The sequence below is a fragment of the Caldimicrobium thiodismutans genome, from assembly GCF_001548275.1.
GTDB lineage: Bacteria > Desulfobacterota > Thermodesulfobacteria > Thermodesulfobacteriales > Thermodesulfobacteriaceae > Caldimicrobium > Caldimicrobium thiodismutans.
The window spans coordinates 906,614-930,447 of the sequence record NZ_AP014945.1 but is presented as its reverse complement, the minus strand read 5'-3'; the positions used below and the strand labels follow the sequence as shown (position 1 = coordinate 930,447).

The 23,834-nt window shown below is 38.3% G+C and carries 20 protein-coding genes and 1 pseudogene; 16 read left to right on the top strand and 5 right to left on the bottom strand.

The window, feature by feature from the left end; translation table 11 throughout:
• Position 1: 1 nt before the first annotated feature.
• The 3 genes and pseudogenes from hslU to THC_RS09595 form a co-directional block, all read right to left on the bottom strand.
• On the bottom strand, positions 2-1,330 hold the full coding sequence (gene hslU / locus THC_RS04605) for an ATP-dependent protease ATPase subunit HslU (RefSeq protein WP_082706439.1): 1,329 nt from the start codon (positions 1,328-1,330) through the stop codon (positions 2-4).
• A gap of 3 nt (positions 1,331-1,333) precedes the next feature.
• On the bottom strand, positions 1,334-1,861 hold the full coding sequence (gene hslV / locus THC_RS04600) for an ATP-dependent protease subunit HslV (RefSeq protein ID WP_068514006.1): 528 nt from the start codon (positions 1,859-1,861) through the stop codon (positions 1,334-1,336).
• 461 nt (positions 1,862-2,322) lie between these two features.
• A pseudogene (locus THC_RS09595) lies at positions 2,323-3,546 on the bottom strand (TSUP family transporter).
• A 749-nt stretch (positions 3,547-4,295) separates the two neighbouring features.
• Here THC_RS09595 and THC_RS04585 point away from each other — a divergent pair.
• The 16 genes from THC_RS04585 to THC_RS04510 are packed head-to-tail and all read left to right on the top strand — an operon-like array spanning position 4,296 to position 19,060.
• A complete protein-coding gene (locus THC_RS04585) occupies positions 4,296-5,117 on the top strand; it encodes a universal stress protein (protein ID WP_068513995.1) in 822 nt (273 codons plus the stop codon).
• Between the two features lie 19 nt (positions 5,118-5,136).
• Positions 5,137-7,218, top strand: a complete 2,082-nt coding sequence (locus THC_RS04580; protein WP_068513992.1) for a molybdopterin-containing oxidoreductase family protein — start codon at positions 5,137-5,139, stop codon at positions 7,216-7,218.
• Positions 7,219-7,232: 14 nt separating this feature from the next.
• Entirely contained in the window at positions 7,233-7,751 is a 519-nt protein-coding gene (locus tag THC_RS04575) for a 4Fe-4S dicluster domain-containing protein (RefSeq protein ID WP_068513989.1), read from the top strand.
• A 20-nt stretch (positions 7,752-7,771) separates the two neighbouring features.
• Positions 7,772-8,248: an NADH-quinone oxidoreductase subunit B gene (locus THC_RS04570; protein ID WP_068513986.1), complete on the top strand. Its 477-nt coding sequence runs from the start codon at positions 7,772-7,774 to the stop codon at positions 8,246-8,248.
• Positions 8,223-9,452 (top strand): NADH-quinone oxidoreductase subunit D, encoded by a 1,230-nt coding sequence (locus tag THC_RS04565; RefSeq protein ID WP_082706286.1) that lies wholly within the window; start codon positions 8,223-8,225, stop codon positions 9,450-9,452. Before THC_RS04570 ends, THC_RS04565 begins: the two co-directional genes overlap by 26 nt.
• Positions 9,449-10,003 (top strand): NADH-quinone oxidoreductase subunit NuoI, encoded by a 555-nt coding sequence (gene nuoI / locus THC_RS04560; protein ID WP_068513983.1) that lies wholly within the window; start codon positions 9,449-9,451, stop codon positions 10,001-10,003. The genes THC_RS04565 and nuoI overlap by 4 nt, the downstream gene beginning before the upstream one ends.
• 3 nt (positions 10,004-10,006) lie before the next feature.
• The gene (locus THC_RS04555; RefSeq protein WP_068513981.1) at positions 10,007-10,393 is read left to right on the top strand and encodes an NADH-quinone oxidoreductase subunit A; all 387 of its coding nucleotides are present in this window, start codon (positions 10,007-10,009) and stop codon (positions 10,391-10,393) included.
• Positions 10,390-10,920: an NADH-quinone oxidoreductase subunit C gene (locus tag THC_RS04550; RefSeq protein WP_068513977.1), complete on the top strand. Its 531-nt coding sequence runs from the start codon at positions 10,390-10,392 to the stop codon at positions 10,918-10,920. The genes THC_RS04555 and THC_RS04550 overlap by 4 nt, the downstream gene beginning before the upstream one ends.
• Positions 10,907-11,926, top strand: a complete 1,020-nt coding sequence (nuoH, locus tag THC_RS04545) for an NADH-quinone oxidoreductase subunit NuoH (protein WP_068513975.1) — start codon at positions 10,907-10,909, stop codon at positions 11,924-11,926. Before THC_RS04550 ends, nuoH begins: the two co-directional genes overlap by 14 nt.
• A complete protein-coding gene (locus THC_RS04540; protein ID WP_068513970.1) occupies positions 11,923-12,435 on the top strand; it encodes an NADH-quinone oxidoreductase subunit J family protein in 513 nt (170 codons plus the stop codon). Before nuoH ends, THC_RS04540 begins: the two co-directional genes overlap by 4 nt.
• On the top strand, positions 12,422-12,754 hold the full coding sequence (nuoK, locus tag THC_RS04535) for an NADH-quinone oxidoreductase subunit NuoK (protein ID WP_068513967.1): 333 nt from the start codon (positions 12,422-12,424) through the stop codon (positions 12,752-12,754). Before THC_RS04540 ends, nuoK begins: the two co-directional genes overlap by 14 nt.
• Complete coding sequence (locus tag THC_RS04530; RefSeq protein WP_068513964.1) at positions 12,744-14,246, top strand: monovalent cation/H+ antiporter subunit D family protein; 1,503 nt, start codon at positions 12,744-12,746, stop codon at positions 14,244-14,246. Before nuoK ends, THC_RS04530 begins: the two co-directional genes overlap by 11 nt.
• Positions 14,236-14,481 (top strand): hypothetical protein, encoded by a 246-nt coding sequence (locus THC_RS04525; protein ID WP_068513961.1) that lies wholly within the window; start codon positions 14,236-14,238, stop codon positions 14,479-14,481. The genes THC_RS04530 and THC_RS04525 overlap by 11 nt, the downstream gene beginning before the upstream one ends.
• Positions 14,459-16,219 (top strand): Na(+)/H(+) antiporter subunit D, encoded by a 1,761-nt coding sequence (locus THC_RS04520; RefSeq protein WP_068513958.1) that lies wholly within the window; start codon positions 14,459-14,461, stop codon positions 16,217-16,219. Before THC_RS04525 ends, THC_RS04520 begins: the two co-directional genes overlap by 23 nt.
• 12 nt (positions 16,220-16,231) lie before the next feature.
• Positions 16,232-17,614 carry a proton-conducting transporter transmembrane domain-containing protein gene (locus THC_RS04515; RefSeq protein ID WP_082706284.1) on the top strand — a complete coding sequence of 461 codons (1,383 nt, stop codon included), beginning with the start codon at positions 16,232-16,234 and terminating at the stop codon, positions 17,612-17,614.
• Positions 17,615-19,060: an NADH-quinone oxidoreductase subunit N gene (locus tag THC_RS04510; protein WP_068513951.1), complete on the top strand. Its 1,446-nt coding sequence runs from the start codon at positions 17,615-17,617 to the stop codon at positions 19,058-19,060.
• On the opposite strand, the gene THC_RS04505 is transcribed toward THC_RS04510, so the two are convergent.
• Together THC_RS04505 and dnaE are read right to left on the bottom strand one after the other, a co-directional pair.
• Positions 19,022-20,395: a sigma-54 interaction domain-containing protein gene (locus tag THC_RS04505; protein ID WP_068513949.1), complete on the bottom strand. Its 1,374-nt coding sequence runs from the start codon at positions 20,393-20,395 to the stop codon at positions 19,022-19,024. The genes THC_RS04510 and THC_RS04505 overlap by 39 nt on opposite strands.
• A complete protein-coding gene (gene dnaE / locus THC_RS04500; RefSeq protein ID WP_068513947.1) occupies positions 20,392-23,826 on the bottom strand; it encodes a DNA polymerase III subunit alpha in 3,435 nt (1,144 codons plus the stop codon). Before dnaE ends, THC_RS04505 begins: the two co-directional genes overlap by 4 nt.
• Between the last annotated feature and the right edge of the window lie 8 nt (positions 23,827-23,834).

The following is a 23,834-nucleotide window of genomic DNA, read 5'->3' as shown; positions in this document are numbered from 1 at the left end:
TTTAGAGGACGAACTTCATTAGTTCCTCTTTTTCCATGATCTCCCCTAATTTTTCTCTCACAAACTCTGGAGTGATAACAATTTTAGCTGGAGCAATATCAGGGGCTTCAAAGGAGATATCCTCAAGAACTTTTTCAATAACTGTGTAAAGCCTTCTGGCACCTATATTTTCCATTTTCTGATTGATCTCAAAGGCAATACCTGCCATCTCCTCTATAGCCTCTTGAGAAAATTCAAGCTCAACCCCTTCTGTTGCCAGCAAGGCTTGATATTGCTTAAGTATGGCATTTTCAGGAATAGTCAAAATACGAATGAAATCCTCTTTGGTTAGGGGATCAAGCTCAACCCGAATAGGAAACCTTCCCTGAAGTTCAGGAATTAAGTCTGAGGGTTTGGCAATGTGAAAGGCTCCACTGGCGATAAAAAGAATATAATCTGTGCGCACCATGCCATAGCGGGTATTTACAGTTGTCCCTTCAACAATAGGGAGAAGGTCTCTCTGAACCCCTTCTCTGGATACATCAGGCCCGGCTCCCTCTCCCCGGCTGGCAACCTTGTCTATTTCATCAATAAAAATAATACCACTTGTCTCTGTGCGCTCTATGGCCTCTTTTATTACCTTATCCATATCTATCAGCTTGGAGGCCTCATCTTTAGTAAGTATTTCAAGGGCTTCTTTAACTTTCACCCGTCTCTTTTTACTCCGTAAGGGCATAAAGGTTGAAAGCATCTCTCTGAGTTGCATCTCCACCTCTTCAAGCCCTGAAGCTGCAAGGATCTCAATACTGGGTTGCTTTTCTCTGAGCTCAATATCAATTTCAACTTCCCTTTCGTTTAAGGCCCCATCTTTCAACATCCTAAGTAACTTTTCCTTGGTTTGACTATCATAACTAACCTTGGGAGAGGTCTGAGGAAGAAGATATTCCACAAGTCTTTCTTCAGCAAGTTCCCTTGCCCGGGCAAGCACCTTTTTTTCCTCTTCCTCTTTTACCATCTGAACTGCTACATAGGTAAGATCTCGGATCATGGACTCTACATCTCGCCCTACATAACCCACTTCAGTAAATTTTGTGGCCTCAACCTTGATAAAGGGGGCTTTGGCAAGGCGAGCTAACCTTCTGGCAATTTCAGTTTTCCCTACACCTGTTGGCCCAATCATTAGAATATTTTTGGGATAGACCTCCTCTTTAAGAGGCCCTTTAAGATGTCTTCGTCTCCAGCGATTTCGTAAAGCAATAGCAACAGATCTTTTGGCCCTATTCTGGCCAACAATATAACGATCAAGTTCAGCCACTATCTCCCGAGGCGTAAGTTCTGATTCTTGTTTAATCACTTAGAGCTCCTCCACGGTAATTTCAGAATTAGTGTAAATACATATTTCTCCAGCAATTTTTAAAGCCTTTTCTGCAATCTCTCTGGCTGAGAGATCTGTATAGCGGAGGAGGGCTTTGGCAGCTGCTAAAGCCATGGGAGCTCCGGAACCAATGGCTACAACTTCTTCGTCAGGCTCAACCACATCTCCTGCCCCGGAAATCAAGAGGATATTATCCTTGTCAGCAGCAATGAGAAAGGCCTCAAGGCGCCGCAAGATTTTATCAGTTCTCCAGTCTTTAGCCAACTCAACAGCAGATCTTAAAAGCTGTCCTGAATAGGTCTCTAATTTTTTTTCTAATTTTTCAAAGAGGGTCAGGGCATCAGCTGTTGCCCCTGCAAATCCAACAAGAACCAGACCTTTATAAAGGCGCCTGATCTTACGGGCCTTATGCTTTAAAATAGTATTTCCAAAGGTAACCTGACCATCACCAGCCAGAGCAACCCTTCCGTTTCTTTTCACGGCTATGACAGTTGTGCCCTCAAACATAGTTTCTATTTATAACACAAGTCCTATAAATAACAAGGTAACGAATTGCCTCATTAAAAATCTATTCGAAATTTTATCGTTACCTCGGATAAAAAATTTTTCAAATTCAATTTAGGACCTCTTTCTTAAAACTTTATGAAAAAACTGTATATCTCACTCTTCTTAAATTCACGAAAGGTAGACCTTAAGTCCCTTGGCAAAGCTTATTTTAAAGGAAAAAGGGGGTGGAAAAGTAAAGGAGCTTTACAGAGATATAAGGAGATATCAGAAAATGCTTGAAAGCGTAAATTTAAAAAAATTAATTATTCCCAGGAAAAATTGACAGTAAAAAGAGGGGGTAAAAATGATTTTATTTAGAAAAATAAATGAGGCATTACAGTCTTAAAATAAAGAAACCCCTCCCCTGGAGGGGGTAGGGGAGGGGTATTAATGTAGGGAGGGGGAGTAGGGGATTGAGAGTTTTATGGAAGTATGCCAAGAAGTTTTAAACCAAGATAACCACAACCAACCACAGCTACTCTTTTTACCCAGATGGGACTAAGTCTTTTAGCAATTCTCGGACCGATGAAACCCGCAGAAACTGCACCAATGGCCATAATAATAAAAAGGAGCACATCCGTTTGTCCAAAAAAGTAGTATCTTGATGAGGCCATAAGAGTGTTGAAAAAGATGGCAAGAAGGGAGCTTCCAACAACCACATAAATAGGAAGACCCATAATAACAGTCATAAGAGGAACTACAAAGGGACCACCACCAAAACCACCTAAACTTGAGGCCACTGCTATAATAAAGCCACCAATGGCACCCACCACCATATTTGCCTTAAACTCTTGACCCCAGAAATCTATTTTCATGATCTCACCTCCTTATTTTTGTTCTTTTCCAGCCTTGGCTGCAGCTGCCTTTTTCTTAAATTCTTCAAGAATGGCCTTTTCTTTCTTTGACTTTTCAATGTAACCAGGAGTTGTCTGCCATAACATAAGGGCTGCAAGGATGAGAAGAACTATTCCAAAAACAAATTTATATTCATCAACAGTAACAAACTGGTTTAAAAGTGGTCCAAAGAATCCACCGAGGGCCATAAAAATACCTACTGTAATTCCCAGTTTCCAGTTAATAAACCCAATTTTGCTGTAATTATAAATACCTGTAGCTTGGCTAAAAAGAACTGTAGGCATAACAGAACCTGCTACCACTCCATGGGGTATATGATAGATAAGGATCAAAAGGGGATTCAAGATAAATCCACCCCCTGCTCCCATAATTACACCAAAGGTGCAGATAGCAAGGGAAAGAATAAGGGGACCAAAAACATTGGTTGAAGTCCCAGCTACAGGAAAGTAAACCTTGGGGAAACTAACCTCACAAGTAAATTTTGCTGGATCACTCTTTACCTCTTTGTTAACTACTGCAATTACTGAATAAGCACCTGGAGGGGCATTATCAGGAAGCTTAAAAGTAGCCTCAAAGGTGCCATCCTCTTTAGTCTCAATCTTAGCTAAACTAAAGAGATTGCTTAAATCTTTCATTCTGGTCTGAAGAAGACGGGCAGATTCCTTTTTAATGTCCTTTTTGTCTGTAAGAGGAGGAAGAGGCTCTCCTCTTGATCCAATAATGGCTTTGGTAACTGTTGACTTCCAAACTTTGATTTCAGATACTATTTTAGGAGGTGTAATAAAAGCCATATCCGCATTGCTTTCCTTCATAAATTCACCAATTCTCCATTTTTTTTCCTGTTTCCATTTGGTATAAACCTCTTTTACAGGTTTTTCTTCCACCGTCCCGTTCTTGTCAATCTTTGCAACATAATCTTCTCTGATCAAAATATGATAAAAAGCTGGAATTTCTTTTGAAAGATAGAATTTATAGTCCTTTCGGTCTAAGCGAGATACCTGAACTTTTTTCTCAACAGCGGAAATTTCAATGAAGTTTACCTTCATTCCAGCTGGAATCTTTCCAGTAATCTTAATGGTGTCTCCTCCCCGGTAGGTCTGTTTGTCAAGAGCAATTTCAACCTTCTGCGGCTCTTGAGAAGGAGCTTGAGGGGCCTCTGTCACAGCAGAGGCCTTTGCACCTTCAGAAGCCTTTTTCTCCTCACTCAAAAGCCAGGAATAACTGGCTACTACAAGTAAAAGGGGAACAAAAACCCAAAGAAACCACTTAAAACCCTTACTCATATCTTCACCTCCTGCTTAAAATTTAAGGCTCACTATAAAGTAAGCAAAAATTATGCCCGAATAAATCAAAGAATTTTTAAAAATCTGAGAAAAAAACTGTTCCAAATGGAACACTTAGGTGTGCCAAAAGGCACAATAGGGATTAAAAGAAATCTTAGAAGTTTCCAAAATATAAGAAAATCTGAGATGTAGGTCTATTCCTTTTTTTGGCATGTCTTTTGAGATAAATTTTTTAAATTGCAGGAGGAGGAAGAAGAATGGGAGAACTTACTCTATGCAAAATTTTGGTGTCAACAGATGGATCAGAATATTCAAGTGGGGCAGAGAGGATAGCTTTGTATTTAAGTAAGAAATGTGGAGTCAAGACTTTTTATGTGTGTCATGTAATTTACTATAATCCTGAACATTTCACCATGGTTCCAAGAGATACTGAGACTATGCTAAGTAAGGCAAGAGCTATTTTAGATAGATTGAAAGAGCAGGCTTCTAAGGAAGGAATATCTGTTGAGGGTTTATTTCCTATGAGTGAAAGCATTGAAGCTGGCATTGCAGAATCAGCTGAGAAGATTCAGGCAGATTTAATTGTAATGGGTCGAAGGGGTATACGAGGTCTTGCTAAACATTTCATAGGAAGTGCAACTCTTGGAGTTATACCCAAGGTGAAATGTCCCGTATTAATATGTCCCCGGACAAGTGAAATTAGAGGACAAGGTATTCTCTGTGCAGTAGATGGTTCAGAGGTCTCTCTCAAAGCTTTAGAATTTGCCACTAAGTTTTCTAAGAAACTGGAATTAACTCTTTATCTTCTCTCTGTTATCACTGATAAATTTGGAGAAGATAAAGCTAAAAAGGTCTTAGATGAAGCTAAAAAGTTTACCCTCAAAGAGGGGGTTTCTTCAGAATCTCTTTTGTATAGAGGAAGCCCTTCCCAGTTAATTCTTGAAATAGCCAAACAAAAGGATCTCGATTTTATTGTTATGGGAAATAGAGGGTTAAAGGGCATGCAAAAAATAATTTTTGGAAGTGTAGCTGAAGATGTAGTCAGCAAAACTGACAGGCCAGTTTTAATTGTGAAATAAAAAAGAAGGAGGTTTTTTTATGACTGAAAAGAAAGTGGTTTATAGTCTTTGTTGCATGTGCACGGGGAGATGCCCCATAATGGTTGAAGTTGAGGGGGGAGTTATAAAACACATCTGGGGAAATCCCCATGTATTCGGGGCAAAAAGTCTTTGTCCCAGAGGTGCAGCAGGAGTTGCCTTTGAATACGACAATGAAAGACCTCAGTATCCTATGATAAGGGATGGAGAAAGAGGTTCTGGTAAATGGAGAAGGGTCTCTTGGGATGAGGCCTTGGATTTTATTGCAGATAAATTAAAAACTATTATAGAAAATTATGGAGCTAAGGCTATTGCTTTAAGTGATAGAGGAGGGCCTCATACAGAGCTTCAAAAACTCTTTCTTAGATCTATAGGATCTCCTAACTATTTTACCCATCATGCTACCTGTTCCAACTCTGTGCATAATGCCCATATGAGTGTGGCAGGGCATGCCAGAAACACCGTGGGATATGATTATAAAAACTGTAAATATATGGTTGTCTTTGGAAGAAATCTCCTTGAAAGTCTGATTACAGGAGAGGCAAGAAATGTTATAGAGATGATAAATTCAGGCGGAAAGATGGTTTATATTGATGTGCGCTGGAACTATACTGCATCAAAGGCTTATAAGTTTTTTATTATTAATCCTGGAACGGATTATGCCTTGGCTTTAGCTTTAATAAATGTTATTTTGAATCAGCATCTTTATGATGCAGATTTTGTAAATAAATATGTAGTTGGTCTTGACTACTTGAGAAGCTTCATTCAGCCTTATACTCCTGAATGGGCTGAAAAGGAGACTGGAATTCCAGCTGAGGAGATAAGAAAGATTGCTTATGAGGCAGCTGATGCTAAGCCTTCAGTGATTTTTCATCCAGGATGGATGACCGCATGGAATTCTCAGGATTTCCATTTTAGAAGGGCTATATATATTCTCAATGCCCTTATGGGAAGTTATGAGGCCAAGGGTGGAATTGTAATTTCTAAGGGAGCAGGAGATGCAGGAGTTAAAATCAAACAACCAACTTCTATTGCCCCTAAGGTTACTGAAGAGCGCTGTGATGGAGCAGGAATCAAGTATCCATGGATAAGGGCTCAGTGGGGGATGCTTCAGGTTTTACCAGAAGTAATTGAAACTGGTGAGCCCTATCCAGTAAAGGCCTATATTGCTATGAGGCACGATCCCCTTGCCTCTATGCCAGATCCTGAGGTCTGGATTAAGGCCTTTGATAAACTTGATTTAGTGGTTGCCATTGATGTGAACTGGAGCTGGACTGCCTGGTATGCCGATGTGATCTTACCAGAGGCTACCTATCTTGAGAGAACAGATAATATTTTGGTTAGAAAGGGGCTAAAACCACAGCTTGCTTTAAGACAGAAGGTAATTGAACCCAGATTTGACGCAAAAAGTAGATTTCAAATTTTTAAAGCTCTGGCAGAAAGACTTGGTAAGGGTGAATATTTTCCTTGGAAAGATGAAATTGAAATGGTTAACTGGCAGCTTGAAGGAACAGGCTTTACCTTTGAAGATTTTAGTAAAAAAGGGATCATTGATTTAACCAAGGATCCCATCTGGTATGACAGAAATAATCTTAAATTCAATACCCCTTCAGGTAAAATTGAGGCCTATTCGGAGTTTTTGGAAAAGGCAGGAGTTCCCTCTCTTGCTCCTTATGAAAGGCCAGAGTCACCTCCAGAGGGTATGCTCAGGCTTGTTAGTGGAAAGGTGGCCCTTCATACCCAAGGAAGAACCACAAGTAATAATCCTTATCTAAATGAAATTTATCCAGAAAATCACCTTTACATTCATCCTGAGGCTTCCAAAAAATTTGGAGTGAAAGATGGGGATCTCGTTGAGGTCTCTTCAAATGGAGTCTCTGAAAAGATAAGAGTTAGGGTTTCACCTTATGTTCATCCTGAGGTGGCTTTTATGCTGCATGGCTTTGGAGATCCTGTTCCAGTTAGAACCCGGTCTTTTGGAAGGGGTGCAAGTGATGTGCGTCTGATGAAAGAGAAGCTTAAAGTTACTGTAGGTGGAAATTGTCCTCTTTTTGAAACCTTTGTGAAAATTAATAAAATTTAGCCTGGAGGGTAAAGATGAGCGAATATGTGATAACTCAGAACCAAAGAAAATGTATTGGTTGCCTTGCCTGTGTGGTTCATTGTAAGGTTGAGAATAATTTGCCAATTGGTCCAAGGTTTTGTGATATTCTACCTGTTGGACCAAAGGATGTAAATGGGATTCCAAGAATTTATTTTGTTTATATGAATTGTTTTCACTGTGAGGATGCCTTTTGTGTGAGGGCTTGCCCAACAGGAGCAATGACAAGAAGGGAAAAAGATGGAATTGTCTATGTGAGGGATGAGCTTTGTATTGGGTGTAAGTCCTGTATGAAGGCCTGTCCCTGGGGGATTCCCCAGTGGAATCCTGAAACAGGAAAGGTTTTTAAGTGTCATCTCTGTATGCATCGCCTTGATAGAGGCGAGAAGCCTGCCTGTGTTGAGGGATGCACAACTTCTTGTCTTTCCTTTGTTCTTCCCGAGGAAGCTACAAGAAAGACAAGGGAGCAATATGCTCAAAAAATTGTAGAAAATCTAAAAGCCCTTCTCTGGTAGAAGAAATCAAGGAGAAAATTATGGAGCTTTTTCTTGGTAAACTTGATGACTTAATAAACTGGGCAAGGGCAGGGTCTCTCTGGCCTGTTACCTTTGGGCTTGCCTGTTGTGCTATTGAGATGATGGCCTCTGGTGCTGCACGAAATGATCTTGACAGGTTTGGAATAATCTTTAGAGCCTCTCCCCGACAGTCCGATTGCTTAATTGTTGCTGGAACTGTCACCTATAAGATGGCTCCCATTTTAAGAAGGGTGTATGACCAGATGAGTCATCCCAGATGGGTGGTTGCCATGGGAAGCTGTGCCTGTTCAGGAGGAGTATTTAGAACTTATTCTACCGTTCAGGGAGTTGATGAGATAGTTCCTGTAGATATTTATGTGCCTGGATGCCCACCAAGGCCTGAAGCCCTGATTGAAGGCCTTCTTGAATTGAGAAAAATGCTTCGCGAGGAGAAAAGAACCTGGGGCCCTTATGCGAGAAAAGAACTCAGCTTATAAAGAGCTTACCTATTCTGTTGAAGATCCCTTTTTCTCTCCCTTTGAAATTCAAATGGGGCCTCAGCACCCTTCAACACACGGGGTGCTGAAATTAAGGCTTGTTCTTGAAGGAGAAAAGATCGTTGATCTTGAACCAGTTGTAGGTTTTCTTCATCGGGGTCTTGAGAAACTTGCTGAAAATCTGAATTATGCCCAGGTTTTACCTCTTACAGACAGATTAGATTATATCTCTGCCATGAACAATAATACGGGATATGCCCTTGCAGTAGAAAGACTTCTCGGAATTGAGCCTCCACCACGGGGAAAATATCTGCGCACCATGGTTTGTGAACTTGCAAGAATTGCCAGCCATCTTCTTTGGCTTGCAACCCATGCTTTAGATATCGGAGCTATGACTGTTTTTCTTTATTGTTTCCGTGAAAGGGAGATGACTCTCAATTTCTTTGAAAAAATCTGCGGAGCAAGGCTTACAGTTAGCTATCCAAGAATTGGTGGAGTTAGACTGGATGTGGAGGAATCAGTGCTTGAGGAAATTTATAACTTTATTCCTTATATGTATTCAAAGATTGAGGAATATGAAGGGCTTCTCTCGGAAAATAGAATCTGGCTTGATAGAACCAAAGGAGTGGGTGTTATTTCAGGGGATGAGGCTTTGGCTTATGGTTTGACCGGCCCCTCCCTTAGAGGTTCTGGCATCCCCTATGATATAAGAAAGCATTTTCCCTATGATGCCTATCCCGAGGTGGAATTTGAAATTCCTGTGGGTAAAAATGGAGATACCTATGATAGATACTGGGTGAGGCTTCAAGAGATGAGGCAATCTTTAAAAATTATCAAACAGTGTATTGAAAAGATGCCGGAAGGACCTGTTTGTGCAGAACTTTCCCCTGATCTTGATATGCCCCTTTACAAGAGGGCTTTTAAAGCAGAAGCCTTGGGAGAAAGCACCCTTATTGCCTTTTTGAATGAGGGAGGTGAAATTGTTCCCAAAGGAGAACTTTACTCTGCTGTTGAAGGGGCAAAGGGGGAGCTTGGCTTTTATCTTGTGAGTGATGGATCAGGAAGACCATATAGACTTCACATAAGAGCCCCATCTTTTATTCACATTTCTGCTCTAAAAAAATTAACTCAAGATCATTTTCTTGCTGATTTGGTAACTATAATAGGAACTCTTGATATTGTTATGGGAGAGTGCGATAGATGAGAAGGGATCCTAAATATCTTATCTTTAAAGATCTCCTTGGTGGGCTTTTAATTACCCTTAAGACCTTTTTTAAAAAACCTGTAACTGTTCAGTATCCAAGAGAAAGAGTAACGGTATATCCCTCCTTTAGAGGAAGACATGCTTTGGTGAGGGATCCTGAAACAGGAACTGCAAGATGTGTGGCCTGTTTGAAGTGTGTTCAGGTATGCCCTTCAAGATGTATTGAGGTGAGGTATGAAGTAGACCCTGAGACTGGGGCAAGAAAAATGCTTGAATATAATCTCCATGCTTTAAGATGCATTTATTGTGGGTATTGTGAAGAGGTTTGTCCTGTTGGAGCTATAGTTTTAACCGAATGGTTTGAATATTCTTCAAGGGATAGAGCAGGGCTTATCTTTGATAAAGAAAGGCTTCTTAAAAACTGGGATGAATTTATAGAGAAATATCCTGAAAAGGTATATACCAATAAATTCTGGAACCTTAAAGGAATACCTGAGATTTTAAAACCTGCTCCAAAAAGAGAAGGAATTCTGATAAAGGTGAGGGATTAAGAAATGGAAAGGCCGGATTACTTTATTCCCTCAGGTTATCTCCCTATTTTGGTTATGCTAATTGTTGCTTTTATTTTTGGTATGGGTGGACTTATTTTTGGAGCCCTTGTAAGACCTAAATTTTATTATTCTCTCAAGCTTATTCCCTATGAATGTGGAAATGAGCCAACTGGTCTTCCCTGGCAGAGAATAACCATTAGATACTTTCCTATAGCCATTCTTTTTGCAGTTTTTGATGTAGAAGTGGGTTTGCTTTATGCCTGGTGTTATGGTTTTTCGGAGCTAAGTTTTTCTGGTTTCTCAATTATGCTTCTTTTTTTGATTATTATTTTTGCTGGCTTCTTTTATGATTTAAAGAAAGGGCTTCTTGACTGGCAGAAAGGCTTATGAAAGATAAACTTTCAGAAATTCTTAAAGAAATTGAAGAAACCTTTAGAGAAGCCCTCTGGGAAAGGGGAGAATTTAGAGGTCAAACCTATTTAATTATTAGATCCAGGGAGATTCTCAAGGATCTTATAAGATTCCTGAAAGATAAAGGTTTTAATCACTTGCAAACCCTAACTGCTGTTGATTATATCAATCTTAGAAAAAATCCCCGTTTTGAAGTGGTTTATGAGCTTTACAATCTAAATGAGCGTATAGCCTTAAGATTGAGGGTTCAGGTTCCTGAAGAGGATCTCTCCCTTGAAAGTATTACAGATTTATTTCCAGGGGCAAATTTTCTTGAAAGGGAAGTTTTTGATCTTTTTGGAATTATCTTTAAGGGGCATCCCAATCTTAAAAGAATACTTCTTCCAGAGAACTGGAAAGGGCATCCCCTTAGAAAGGACTATCCCCTTGAGCCAGAAGAAAAACCTGAAGATTTTATAAAGCTTAAAGAATTGAAGAAGAGGTTAGAGGAATATGGGATTAAATGAGGGGCTTTTTTGGACCCTTTTGATCACTCTGGTGAAGATCGCAGTAGTCTTAGGGATAGTCTTGCTTCATGCAGCTTACACTGTTTATGCTGAGAGAAAGATAATAGGTAGGATGCAGGCTCGTCTTGGACCTACGGAAGTAGGTCCCTATGGACTTTTGCAGCCCATAGCGGATCTTGTGAAACTTCTCTTTAAAGAAGATATTATTCCTCGGGAAGCACATAGAGTTATCTTTCAGGTGGCTCCCCTTTTGGTTCTTATTTTTGCCATTACCAATTTAAGTGTTATTCCCTTTCATCCTTCCTTTTATATTGCGGATGTAAATTTAGGTGTGCTTGTAATTCTTGCCTTTGCTGGCCTTGGGACTTATGGAATAATCCTTGCAGGATACTCCTCAGGTTCAAGATATTCCCTTCTTGGAGGCTTACGATCTGCAGCCCAGATTTTAAGTTATGAAATACCTCTGGGTTTAAGTCTTGCAGGGGTTATTCTCTATGCAGAATCTTTTAAACTTCAGGACATTGTAGCATCTCAGGCCAGTTCCCTTTTTGGAATGAATGCTATTCCCCAGCTTCTCGGTTTTATAGTGTTTCTAATTTGTGCTTTTGCTGAAACCAATAGAGCCCCCTTTGATCTTCCTGAGGCAGAAAGTGAGCTTGTTGCTGGATATATCACAGAATATTCGGGTTTTAGAATGGGAATCTTTTTTCTTGGGGAATACATCTCTATGTATGTTATGGCCCTTTTAATAAGTCTTTGTTATTTGGGTGGGTGGACCCTTCCTTTCTGGTTAACAGGGCTTCTTCCCTTTTTAAAGGGTATCCCGCCAATACTTATTCTGATTGTAAAGGTCTATTTCATTATTTTCCTTTATATATGGGTTAGGGCTACTTTTCCCAGATATCGATTTGACCAGCTTATGAATATGAGCTGGAAAGTTTTAATACCTCTTTCCCTGATAAATTTTATCTGGATAGCCATACTTAAGTGGGGTATGCTAAGATGATAGAAAGAGGAATTGCTCTTTTAATCTTAACAGGTCTTTTCTTTATTTTTACTTTTTTTACCTTTTTTTTCAGACATCTTGTGTATCAGTTTTTGTGTATCCTTGTTCTTATGGTTCTTCATGGAGTTCTTTATCTTTATCTCAATGCTGAATTTCTGGCAGCTATTCAGGTGATAGTTTATGCAGGGGCAATTCTTGTTATGTTTCTTTTTACTCTCTTTCTTTTCCCTGAAGAGGAATTAAAAGACCTTAAAGGGGATTTTAAAAGGATAAAATACACTTCCTTTTTGCCCATAGCTATTTTTATTTGTTTGCTCTTTTTGGTTCTGGTAAAGGGAATTCCAGAAAGTTATTCTCCTCTCAAAATTTATTTTGATTTGAAGGAAATGAGTGTTCTTCTCTTTAATGAGTATTGGATGGCGATTTTTCTTCTTGCCTTTATTTTAAGTTTTCCCATGGTTGCCCTTTATGTCTTTTTTAAAAAGGAGGAAGAAAGTGGAGATTCTTAGAGTCTTTGCCTCAGAATATCCCTTTTATGTAATTTCAGGACTTCTTATTTTTCTTGGAATAGGGTTATTTATTCTCAAAAGAAATTTACTTGTTGCCATTCTTGCCCTTGAAGTAGTATTTAATGGAATAAACCTTCTTTTTGTTACAGCAAGTCATTATTTCGGAGATCCAAAGGGAAAAATGATTGTTCTTTTAACCCTTGCCATTGCAGCAGGTTCTTTTGCCATAGGTTTAATTCTTGTGGTCAATTATTATCGGCTTACAAAGACTCTCTCTATGGAAAAATTAACGCTATTAGGGGAAAAGGATGAAGAGTGAGGTTTTTTTTCCTATTGGAGCCATTCTTGTTTCAGCCCTTGCAGTTCCCTTAATCATTTATTTTGGAGAAAAAAGACCTAATCATAGAGAGGCAGTCTCTGTTATTGCAGGGATTTTGAAATTTTTATTTGTGCTTGCCCTTGTCCCCATTGTTCTTGAAAAGAAAAGTTATACCATTGAAATTCTTAAAATCTATGAGGGTATCTCCATAAAACTTCTTATTGATCCCTTAGGAGTCCTTTTTGCTCTTGGGGCCTCCTTTCTTTGGATTTTAACTACTTTTTATTCCATAGGTTATATGAGAGGAACTCATGCTATAAGGCAGACCCGTTATTTTGTAGCCTTTGCCCTTTCCCTTACAGCCACCATGGGAGTTGCCTTTTCCGGAAATCTTCTCACCCTTTTCCTCTTTTATGAGCTTATGTCTATTATCACCTATCCCCTTGTGGCACATAAGGAAGATGAAGAGTCCCTTGAGGGAGCAAGAAAATATGTAATTTACCTTCTTGGAACTGCAAAACTTTTCTTAATTCCAGCTATGGCAATAACTTATTATGTCTCCGGAACCCTTGATTACGCAGAAAAGGGAATCTTTACTCAGGAGATGTTAACAGGGCATAAACTTGCTTTACAGATAGCTCTTATTTTATTTCTTTATGGCTATAACAAGTGTGCTATTATGCCCCTTCACAGCTGGCTTCCTTCTGCCATGGTTGCTCCAACTCCTGTTTCAGCCCTTCTTCATGCTGTTGCCGTAGTAAAAACAGGAGCCTTTTCCAATGTGAGGGTTCTCTTAAATATCTTTGGAAAGGAGGGTATCCTTGCTCTTGGATTACAGGAATTTATTCTTTTTATTACCGCTGCTACCATACTTATTGCTTCAGCCATTGCCTTAACTCGCCAGAACTTTAAAGCAAGGCTTGCCTTTTCAACAGTAAGCCAGCTTTCCTATATTGTTTTTGGAACAGCCCTTTTTCATCCTTTATCTGTAATAGGAGGTATCCTTCATATTACTGCCCATGCCTTTTCAAAAATAACTCTCTTTTTCTCAGCAGGCTCGGTCTATGTCTCAACCCATTACACTGAGATTCCTCAATTGAATGGTCTTGCAAGGAAGATGCCCCTTACTTTTACTGCCTTTTTCCTTGCCAGTCTGAGTATAGTTGGGGTTCCTGGATTTATAGGATTCTGGAGTAAATTTTACCTTATTTCTGGATCTCTTGAAGCAGGTCTTTTTCTTGGGGCTTTGGTGTTTCTTTTAAGTTCCTTTTTAAATGCGGCCTATTTTCTTCCTATTGTTTTCAGGGCTCTTCTTAAAGAACCCTATCAACCTAAGGATATCCACCATTACACTCCCTATGAAAAAGTGGTTGAAAATTACTTCTGTGCCATTCCCCTTTTTATAACAGCCCTTTTAACCCTAATTCTTGCGTTAAAAATTGATGTGCTCTATCAACTTCTAAAACTCATTGAGGTGCTCTATGTGGGGTAAAATTGACAAACCTAATTTTCTCAAGGCTCTAATAGTGGTAGTTATAGCCTTTTTGCTTTCAATGGTGGGAGAATTTTATTTTCACGAAGAAAAGCATTTTGCCTTTGAAAAAATTCCCTTTTTTGAGGGAATTTTTGGAATCCTTGGGGCGCTTTTTCTCTTTATAGTGGTAAAGATTGTTGGGCTTCTGGTTTCAAAGAAGGAGGAAGACTATGATAGATATTATACCTCCTAATCTTTTGGCCCTTTTGATTGGCCCTTTTATTTACTTTTTTTATCGGAAGAGTCTGAATTATCTTGCCCTTTTCACTGCCCTTTTAACCTTCTTTATAATTACCCAGCTTGATCCAGGAATTTATGGTGGCTTCAAAATCCTTGATTATGAATTTCTTATAAAAGTTGATAAACTTTCACTTTTTTTTGCTTATGTATTCAGTCTCATTGGTTTTATAGGGCTGCTGTATGCCTTACATGTGGAAGATCGTCTGCAGATAAGTGCAGGTCTTCTTTACATGGCCTGTGCTGTAGGAGTTGCCTTTGCCTATGATTGGTTATCTTATTATCTTTTCTGGGAAGGGCTTGCAGTTTTTGCTGTTCTTCTTGTTATTTCTGCAAGAACCCGTGAAGCCTATTTTTCCTCTATAAGATATATACTTGTTCATGCGGTAAGTGGTTTGTCTTTGCTTCTTGGAATATTATTTCTCTGGTATTACCAAGGAATAACTACTGTAGAGAATCTCCGTTCTCTAAGTTATTCTTTACCCTATTTTTTAATTCTTTTTGCCTTTGTGATTAATGCTGCGGTTCCACCTTTAAATGCCTGGCTTCCTGATGCCTATCCCAATTCAACTATTTATGGTTCTGTCTTTCTTAGTGCCTTTACCACCAAGAGTGCGGTTTATGCACTGGTAAGGGTGTTTCCAGGGGAATATATATTGGCTATTGCTGGAGCCATTATGGCTTTTTATGGAGTTGTTTACGCAACCCTTGAAAATAATCCAAGAAGGCTTCTTTCCTATCATATTATCAGTCAGGTTGGTTTTATGGTGTGCGGAGCAGGGCTTGGAAGCACTTTGGCATTAAATGGGGCCTCAGCCCATGCCTTTGCCCACATTATATATAAAGGCCTTCTTTTTATGTCTGCAGGTGCAGTCATTTTTGCAACTGGCCTTGAGAGAATCCATCTCCTTGGTGGCTTTGCTAAGAAGAATCCCTGGATAGCGCTCTACTTCTTTGTAGGTGCCCTTTCTATCTCAGGAGTTCCCCTAACCAGTGGTTTTGTCTCAAAGGGTATTACCATTTACGCTTCCACCCTTATTCATCGCCCCTTTGAATATATCCTTATGGAACTTGCCTCCATAGGAACCTTCTTCAGCATTGTCCTTAAAATGGGTTATTATATCTTTTTCGGAAAAGAAGGATCTTATGAAATAAAGCCCCTTCCCTGGAATATGCATCTTGCCATGATTATTGCCTCTCTTTTATGTATTCTTATTGGGATTTTCCCTGGAATTTACTATCAGTTTTTACCCTATCCAATTCATTATGAGCCCTATACCTATCAACATACCATAGGAGTAATTTCTCTCTTTTCCTGTGTGGCACTGGTATTTTTTGCTGTTCGCTCATATATTGCTCCCAAACCAAAGATTAATCTTGATACGGATTGGTTTTACATAACCCTTGGGAAGCAGATTTACAGAGGCCTGCATAGAATTTTAGAACCCATAGAATATAAATATGTAGGAGAATTTTATAAGCCTCTTGTGGATAGGTTTTTGGTTGCCATAAGGAATCTTTTATGTGCCTTTAATGACGGGCTTCTTTTTAGTCTAAATCGCTCTCTTCCAGAAAGTATTTATATCTTTTCCCAAAAAAAGGCCCGTATCTTTGATGGAAACCTTATTAAGTATATCCAGATCTTTGTTTTAGCCATTATTTTCTTTTATCTTTTAGGCCTAATTAGTTCTTGAGGGGTATGGGCTATGATGTTTAAAGAGTTTATTCTTTTATCTCTCTTGGGATTTCTTTTTTCTTTCTTCATCCTGAAAGATAAGGAAAGGGATTACCTCTGGTTTACAAGGATTTTTATAGTTTTTATGACTCTTTTGATAATCCCTGACATCCTCTCTGCCCTGAGGGGCACTTTTTTAGAATATATTTATTTTAAAGATTTTGGCTTTCTTCTTAAATTCCGACTTGATCAGGCCTCCTTAGTTTTTCTCTGGCTAAATTTACTTCTTTATCTTTTTTTATATTTTTTTGTGCAATCTGAGTTTAAGGGCCATCTTTTTAATGGACTTATGCTTATGCTTTTCTGTGTAAATAATCTTTTTTTTCTTTCTGGAGATACTTTAACCTTTTTTATCTTCTGGGAGGCCATGTTAATTCCTGCAACTTTACTTCTCTGGTATTTTTCCAAAGAAAGCCCAAAAAGAATAGCTCTGGAATTTTTGATTTATAATTTTGGTTTTAGTATCTTTTTATTACTGGGAATACTTTTTCTTTACAAATACAACCAATCCTTTGAATTTAAGCTTGGTGGTCTTTATGAGGCCAAATGGATAGCGAGTCTTCTCTACATAGGCATCATGGTAAAAACTCCTGTCTTTCCCCTTCATGGGTGGCTTCTGAATACTTACTATAATCTTCCAAGCCCTGTTACGGCAATTTTTTCAGGTATTTTGAGTAAGTATGCTCTTTATGGATTTTACAGATTTTACCAAAAGGCTTCTCTATCTTTAGAGATCTTTCTTTTTTTAACTATCTTTTCAGCACTTTATGCGGGTTATATTGCTTGGTCAAATAGAGATATTAAAAAGATTTTCACTTATATGAGTATGAGCCATCTTAATGTTATGCTTGCAGGATCTTTAGCTATGCTTCCTTATGTTTCTCCTTTTCTTATTGTTCCCTTTGGTCTTTTTCATGGATTTCTTGCCTTTGCCCTCTTTATCTATGTTTATCATATGGAGAGGACCTCAGGTAATCTCTTTATTGATGAGTATGGAGCTCTTACTCTTACTAAGCCAATTTTTACCTTCTTTTTTACTACCTTTCTTCTCGTTCTTTCTGGGTTCCCCCTTTTTGGATATTTTTATCTTGAATTTGCCATGTTAAGCTTTGTATTCAAATTTTCCCTGCTTTTTGGTTTTCTATTAAGCCTTGGAATAGCGGTAAATTTAATATATAAAGCTATTGTTTTTTACAGGTTAATTTTTATAAAAAAAGAAGGTCCTGGAAGTAAAACATTAAAAGATCTTTCTCCTTCCTACACCTTTTTCAGTGTTCTAATTTTTCTTATTGTGATTTTCTTAACTTTCTATCTTTCCTGGCTCATAAAGTTTCTCCAAGGGGGAGGTGTGTAAATGGAAGTTTGGAGAAGTTATTTGCCAGAAATTTTTTTAGCTTGTGCTTCTCTTGGTATACTAATTCTAAATTCCCTTTTGATCAAAAAAAATCTTTATAGATATTTGGGCTTTCTCTTTGTCTTCATTTTGGCTTTCTTTTTACTTCTTAATTCCTTTTCTATAGAAGTTTTGAAAACTGATCTTTCCTCTCATCTGTTGAGCACAAAAGCCCATTTTCTCTTTCGGATAGTTTTTTTAGGCCTTGGTGTAGTTCTTTATTTCTCTCTTTATAATTTTTTCCTTAAAGAGCGGTATCTTAACGAATATTCCTTTTTTCTTGGGACCTCCTTTGCTTTTTTATCTCTCATAGCCTCTTCTCAAAATCTCTTGATGGCCTTTATATTGATGGAGGCTATTTCCTTTAGTTTTTATCTTTTGATCAGCTTTTATAAGAGGGAGCTTCTTTCAATTGAAGCAGGCCTTAAATATTTCTTTCTTGGAACGCTCTCTTCTATCTTTTTCTTTACAGGGCTTTTTTTGATTTACTATGCTACTCTTGAGATAAATCTCTTTCAAACCCTAAGTAAATTAACCCAGCTTAACAGGACGATTTATTTTCTTTTAGGCCTTATCCTAATTTTTTCTTCCCTTGCTTTTAAGCTTGGGGCATCTCCCTTTCATTTTTGGCTTCCAGAGATATACCAGGGAAGTCCCCTCCCAGTTTTTCCCCTGCTTGCAGTTTTTTCTAAACTTGGTTTTGCCCTTTTTTTGAGCAATCTTTTCTTGGTCTTATTTAAGACGGGGTTTTTTTCCCTCCCAACTTTTTCAACTTTTAAAAGCCTTTTTTATATAATTTCCCTTTTATCCATGATACTTGGAAATCTTCTGGCCTTAAAACAAAAGGAGGTTAAAAGATTACTGGCCTATTCATCCATTTCTCACATGGGCTATTTATTAACTCTCTTTGCTATACCCTTGGCTGATACAAATTTTAAGCTCTTTTATGGCTATCTCTTTATTTATTCTTTAACCAATTTAGGAATTATTCTTGGATTCTTTCTTATTGTTGATCATAAAGAGATAAAAATCCCTATTGATAGCCTTGGGAACAGATTAAAAGATGTCAGTTTTCCCCTTCTTTTGAGTTTTCTGATTCTCCTATTTTCACTTGCTGGCCTTCCACCAAGTGCTGGCTTTATAACCAAACTTTTCTTACTCCTTCAGCTTGTTAAAGAGGGAGCCTATTTTCTTGCATTAGTTTTCCTTTTAGCTTCCATTCTCTCTCTTTATTATTACTTTAGATTGATAGCTCCGGTGTTATCTGTTTTAAAGGAAGATTCATTAAATCTGAACAATAGGAAAATTAACTTGTATGAAATATTTATGCTATTGATTTTGGTGTTGCTCAGTTTTTATCTCTTCTTCTCAACCTTTAAGCCAACTCTTATCTTTTTCTTTAATTAGGCCATATTTTTTCATCTTATTAATGAGCTGTTTCCTTGAGATGCCCAGATGTTCAGCTGTTCTGGTTTGATTCCAGTTGTATTTTTTTAAAGCTTGTAATACGAGTTCCCTTTCAAATTCCTTTAAGTTTACCACTTCATTAATATCCATCAATTCTCTTGAATGCATGGATTTCTCATGACTTTTTAATATACCTTCAGGCAAAACCTCCTCTGTTAAATATCCTGATGGTGAAAGGATTAAGGCTCTCTCAATGATATTTATTAGTTCTCTTACATTACCTGGCCATTGATATTTGAGGAGAGATTCCATAAAACCTTTAGAGAAACCTTTAAAGTCTCTATTAAGCTCATGTGCTTTTACTTTAACAAAATGCTCAACCAAGAGAGGTATATCATCGGGTCTCTCTCTGAGGGGAGGAATTTCCAGGATTAAGGTATTTAGACGAAAATAAAGGTCAGATCGGAAATTACCAGATCTCACTTCCTCTTCTAAATCTCTATTAGTAGCTGCAATTATTCGCACATCTGCTTTTAAAATTTTGGTTCCTCCCACTCGCATAAAGGTCTTTTCTTGAATAAATCTTAAAAACTTTTTCTGGAGCGGCAAGGGTAGTTCCCCAATCTCATCAATAAAAAGGGTTCCTCCATCGGCAAGTTCAACAAGACCCTTTTTGGATCCAACTGCTCCGGTAAAGGCTCCTTTTTCATATCCAAATACTTCACTTTCAAAGATAGTTTCCTGAAGGGTTGTGCAATCAAGAATAATAAAAGGACCTTTTCTTCTGGGAGAAAGCTGATGAATAATTCGGGCAAGGAGCTCCTTGCCTGTCCCTGTCTCTCCAACAATTAGGACATTACAATGGGTTTCCGCAATAGTGGGTAAAAAACTTTTTATTTTCTGAATACTTATATTTTTTCCTACAAAACGATTTATCGTATCCTGGTATATTTCTTTATTATCTCTTTCTGCCCCCCCAATTTCAGCTATCAATTTGCAAATACACTCTTTATCTAAGTCCTTAGTTAAATAATGATAGGCTCCATCTTTAAGTAATTTTATAGCAAGCTCCACATTTTCTGGACCATTGGCAATTAAAACATGCGCATTGGAATTTAAGGCCTTGATTTCTTTTATCAGCCCTTCCACACTCTCCTGATAACTTTCGTAGTCAATGACCACCAAGTTGGTCTCATGACTGTTCAAGATTGTCTTTAGCTCTCTGGGAGCAAGGTCTTTAAAAATATAAAACTCAATCTTTCTTTTTGGAAAGAGTTCCTCCAAACACATATAAATCTGGCAATCTTCTCTTTTAGTAAATACTAAAAGTTTCATATATTCTCAAATTTAAGCTTTAGACCTTCAAAATTCTCAAGAAAGATTTCAAGAAAGGCCAGGTTTAGGGGTATTTTATACCCATTAGGTTCAAAATACACTAAACAATCAGGATATTCAAGAATAAGGCGTAATGGAAGACCTTTTTCTTGTTCTTCTATCTCTTTTATAGAATCTCTTATTCTCAGGAGGTTTTCCTCTGTAATTAGGGTATGTTCTATGTGAAGTTTCATTATACCCTCTATGAAAAAACTTAAATCTTCAAAGGGTTTAAGCTCTTCAACTAAAAAGGTAAAGTTATCCTCTTCATTATCTATATAACCTTTAAACCACAAAAGAGCTGATTCTTTGAGAAGGTTCATATATTCCCTGTAAACTTCAGGAAAAAGTAAGGCTTTAAGTTTGGAAAATTCGTCTTCTAAGTTTAAAAGAGCCATTTTGTTTCCACTTCTTGTATTTTTAAGTTTTATCTCTGAGATCAAGGCACAAAGAATAATTTTTCCACCGTTTTTTAATTCTTTTACATTATCCAGATGAAAGGGTGTAAAGATTTCTACTATAGGACGGAATCTTCTCAAAGGATGATCTGAAAGATAAAAACCTAAGGCCTCTTTTTCAAAGTTAAGTTTTTCCTCAGGGCTCCATTCAGGAGCCTCTTCAAGCCTCAAAGTTGCAGATAGGTTTAGGTTTAAAAGGTTATTTTGTCCAAAAAGAGAGCCAGCTTTACTCTCTTGAGTAAACCCAAGTATCCTATGAAGATTAGCCAGCAACTTTGCCCTTACAGGCTCTATGCTGTCAAAGGCTCCAGCCTTAATAAGGGTCTCAATGGTCTTACGATTTACCTTCTGTGTATCTATCTTTTGACAAAAATCAATAAAATCCTTATACGGTCTTTTACGGATGATTTCTTGAACAGCCTCTTCTCCAACATTTTTAACTGCTTGTAGGCCAATTCTTATAGCAGATTTTTCAACTGAAAATCCTGCTGAACTTAAATTAATTTCTGGAGGAAGTATGGGGATACCCATTTTTTCAGCCAAAGAAAGGTATTTACTTACCTCTTCACTCTTATTTATTTCGTAAGTAAGAATAGAGGCTAAAAAATAGACTGGGTAATGAGCCTTAAGATAGGCAGTTTGATAAGAAAGAAGGGCATAGGCTGCGGAATGGCTTTTATTAAAACCATATTCTGCAAACTTTTCCATCAATTCAAAGACCTTTTCAGCAACTTCTCTTGGGATCCCTCTCTCTATAGAGCGCTCCACAAAGTCATTTTTTAGTCTCTGCATGAGCTCTTTGTCCTTTTTACCCATAGCGCGCCGTAGAAGATCTGCCTCACCAAGGGAGTATCCAGCAAAGGCTCTGGCTATCTCCATCACCTGTTCCTGATAAACAATAACCCCATAAGTTTCTTTCAAAATGGGTTCCAGCAAAGGATGAAGATATTCTGGTTTGCGTCTTCCGTGTTTTGTTTCTATGTATTGCTCAACAAGACCACCTTCAAGAGGCCCAGGCCTGTATAAAGCAAGAACAGCAATAAGGTCATTAAAATCTGTTGGTCTAAGCCTTCTTAGTAAATCTTTCATTCCCTCAGATTCTAATTGGAAGACACCATCTGTTTCTCCCTCCTGAAGGAGCTTAAAGGTTTTTGGATCATCAAGGGGAAGGGAGTTTAAATCAAGGTCAATGCTTTCGTACTCCTTTAAGGCCTTTAAGGTATTATCAATGATGGTTAGGGTCTTTAATCCCAAAAAATCAAATTTAATCAACCCAAGGGCCTCACAGGCCTTCATATCAAACTGGGCTACCCTATCTCCTTCTTCAATTTTCATTAAAGGCGTAATTTCTTCAAGGGGTAAAGAGCTTATCAAAACTCCAGCTGCATGTTGACTGGCATGTCTTGGGAGACCCTCAAGCTTAAGAGCTAAGGTAAAAAGTTCCCTGATCTTTTCGTTTTTTTCCATCAATTCCTTAAGCTCCGGTCTTTCCACTTCTTTAAAGAGTTTGACCTCCGGTCCAGCTGAAATCATTTTAGCAATAGGATCAATCTCCTTGGGTTTAAATCCAAGGGCTCTACCTACATCTCTTATAACCTGACGGGCCTTCATCTGACCAAAGGTTGCAATCTTTGAAATGTGGCTTTCCCCATAGGTCTTGGCTACATATTCAATGACCCTGTCTCTACCCTCCATGCAAAAATCTACATCAATATCTGGAAGACTGGGTCTTTCTTTATTGAGGAAACGCTCAAAAAGAAGTCCATATCTCAAGGGATCAAGATTTGTTATTCCAAGGGCATAACTTGTGAGTGCTCCAGCTGCAGAACCTCTTCCAGGCCCAACAGGTATTCCCTGAGATTTGGCCCACTCACAAAAATCCGCAACTATCAGAAAATATCCTGCATAGCCCTTTTCCACAATCACCTCAAGCTCCATCTCTAAACGATCCCAGTATGCCCTTTCTTCAGTAAAAAGAAGTTTCTTTTCCTTGAGTTCCTTAAGTCTTTTAGAAAGTCCCTCTCTTGCCTTTTGAATGAAATAATCTACCTCAGTCACTCCCTCTGGAATTCTTGCCTTTGGAAAAAGAGGAGTCCCGAATTTAAGCTCTAAATTAACCTTCTCAAAGACCTCTATGGTATTCTCCAAAATTTCACGGGGAAACTCATTGAAGCGAGCCTCCATCTCCTCAGCACTTGCCAGATAAAGTTGATCTGTGTTAAACTTGAAACGATCGGTATCATTTAAAGTCTTTCCTGTCTGAATGCAGAGCAAGACCTCATGAGCAAAGGCATCCTCCTTATCTAAGTAATGACAATCAGCGGTAGCAACCACTTTGATTCCCAATTTTTCAGAAATTTCAAGAAGACCGGTATTAACCTTTTCCTGTTCGGAAAGGCCATTTTTTTGAAGCTCAAGATAAAAATCTTCTCCAAAGAGATTTTTATAAAACTGGGCAGATTCAATAGCCTGATCCATAAGGCCCTGTAAAAGTAAGTGAGGAATTTCCCCTTCAAGGCAAGCGGAAAGACAGATTAGTCCCTGATGAAATTCCATCAATAATTCTTTATCTATGCGAGGTCTATAATAAAATCCCTCCAGATAAGCCCGGCTTCCAAGTTTGATTAGATTTTTGTAGCCCTCTTCATTTTTAGCTATAAGGATAAGATGTCTTCCAGCCTCACCTTTGCGGTTAGTTTTTTTCTGAAAACGGGATCCCTCTGCTACATAAAATTCACATCCCAAAAGAGGTTTAAGACCTGCTCCCCTTAGTTTATTATAAAAATGAATCAATCCATAAAGTGTCCCATGGTCAGTAATAGCACACCCTGGCATCTTATATTCTGCAAGCCTTTTTACCAGATCCTCAATCCTTATTGCTCCATCAAGAAGGCTCCACTCCGTATGGAGATGGAGATGAACAAAATCTGCCACTCTTACCC

Coding starts and splice junctions, on each gene's coding strand:
- hslV (WP_068514006.1), bottom strand. CDS start 1,861: ATGTTTGAGGGCACAACTGTCATAGCCGTGAAAAGAAACGGAAGGGTT.
- THC_RS04585 (WP_068513995.1), top strand. CDS start 4,296: ATGGGAGAACTTACTCTATGCAAAATTTTGGTGTCAACAGATGGATCA.
- THC_RS04580 (WP_068513992.1), top strand. CDS start 5,137: ATGACTGAAAAGAAAGTGGTTTATAGTCTTTGTTGCATGTGCACGGGG.
- THC_RS04575 (WP_068513989.1), top strand. CDS start 7,233: ATGAGCGAATATGTGATAACTCAGAACCAAAGAAAATGTATTGGTTGC.
- THC_RS04570 (WP_068513986.1), top strand. CDS start 7,772: ATGGAGCTTTTTCTTGGTAAACTTGATGACTTAATAAACTGGGCAAGG.
- THC_RS04565 (WP_082706286.1), top strand. CDS start 8,223: ATGCGAGAAAAGAACTCAGCTTATAAAGAGCTTACCTATTCTGTTGAA.
- nuoI (WP_068513983.1), top strand. CDS start 9,449: ATGAGAAGGGATCCTAAATATCTTATCTTTAAAGATCTCCTTGGTGGG.
- THC_RS04555 (WP_068513981.1), top strand. CDS start 10,007: ATGGAAAGGCCGGATTACTTTATTCCCTCAGGTTATCTCCCTATTTTG.
- THC_RS04550 (WP_068513977.1), top strand. CDS start 10,390: ATGAAAGATAAACTTTCAGAAATTCTTAAAGAAATTGAAGAAACCTTT.
- nuoH (WP_068513975.1), top strand. CDS start 10,907: ATGGGATTAAATGAGGGGCTTTTTTGGACCCTTTTGATCACTCTGGTG.
- THC_RS04540 (WP_068513970.1), top strand. CDS start 11,923: ATGATAGAAAGAGGAATTGCTCTTTTAATCTTAACAGGTCTTTTCTTT.
- THC_RS04530 (WP_068513964.1), top strand. CDS start 12,744: ATGAAGAGTGAGGTTTTTTTTCCTATTGGAGCCATTCTTGTTTCAGCC.
- THC_RS04525 (WP_068513961.1), top strand. CDS start 14,236: ATGTGGGGTAAAATTGACAAACCTAATTTTCTCAAGGCTCTAATAGTG.
- THC_RS04520 (WP_068513958.1), top strand. CDS start 14,459: ATGATAGATATTATACCTCCTAATCTTTTGGCCCTTTTGATTGGCCCT.
- THC_RS04515 (WP_082706284.1), top strand. CDS start 16,232: ATGATGTTTAAAGAGTTTATTCTTTTATCTCTCTTGGGATTTCTTTTT.
- THC_RS04510 (WP_068513951.1), top strand. CDS start 17,615: ATGGAAGTTTGGAGAAGTTATTTGCCAGAAATTTTTTTAGCTTGTGCT.
- THC_RS04505 (WP_068513949.1), bottom strand. CDS start 20,395: ATGAAACTTTTAGTATTTACTAAAAGAGAAGATTGCCAGATTTATATG.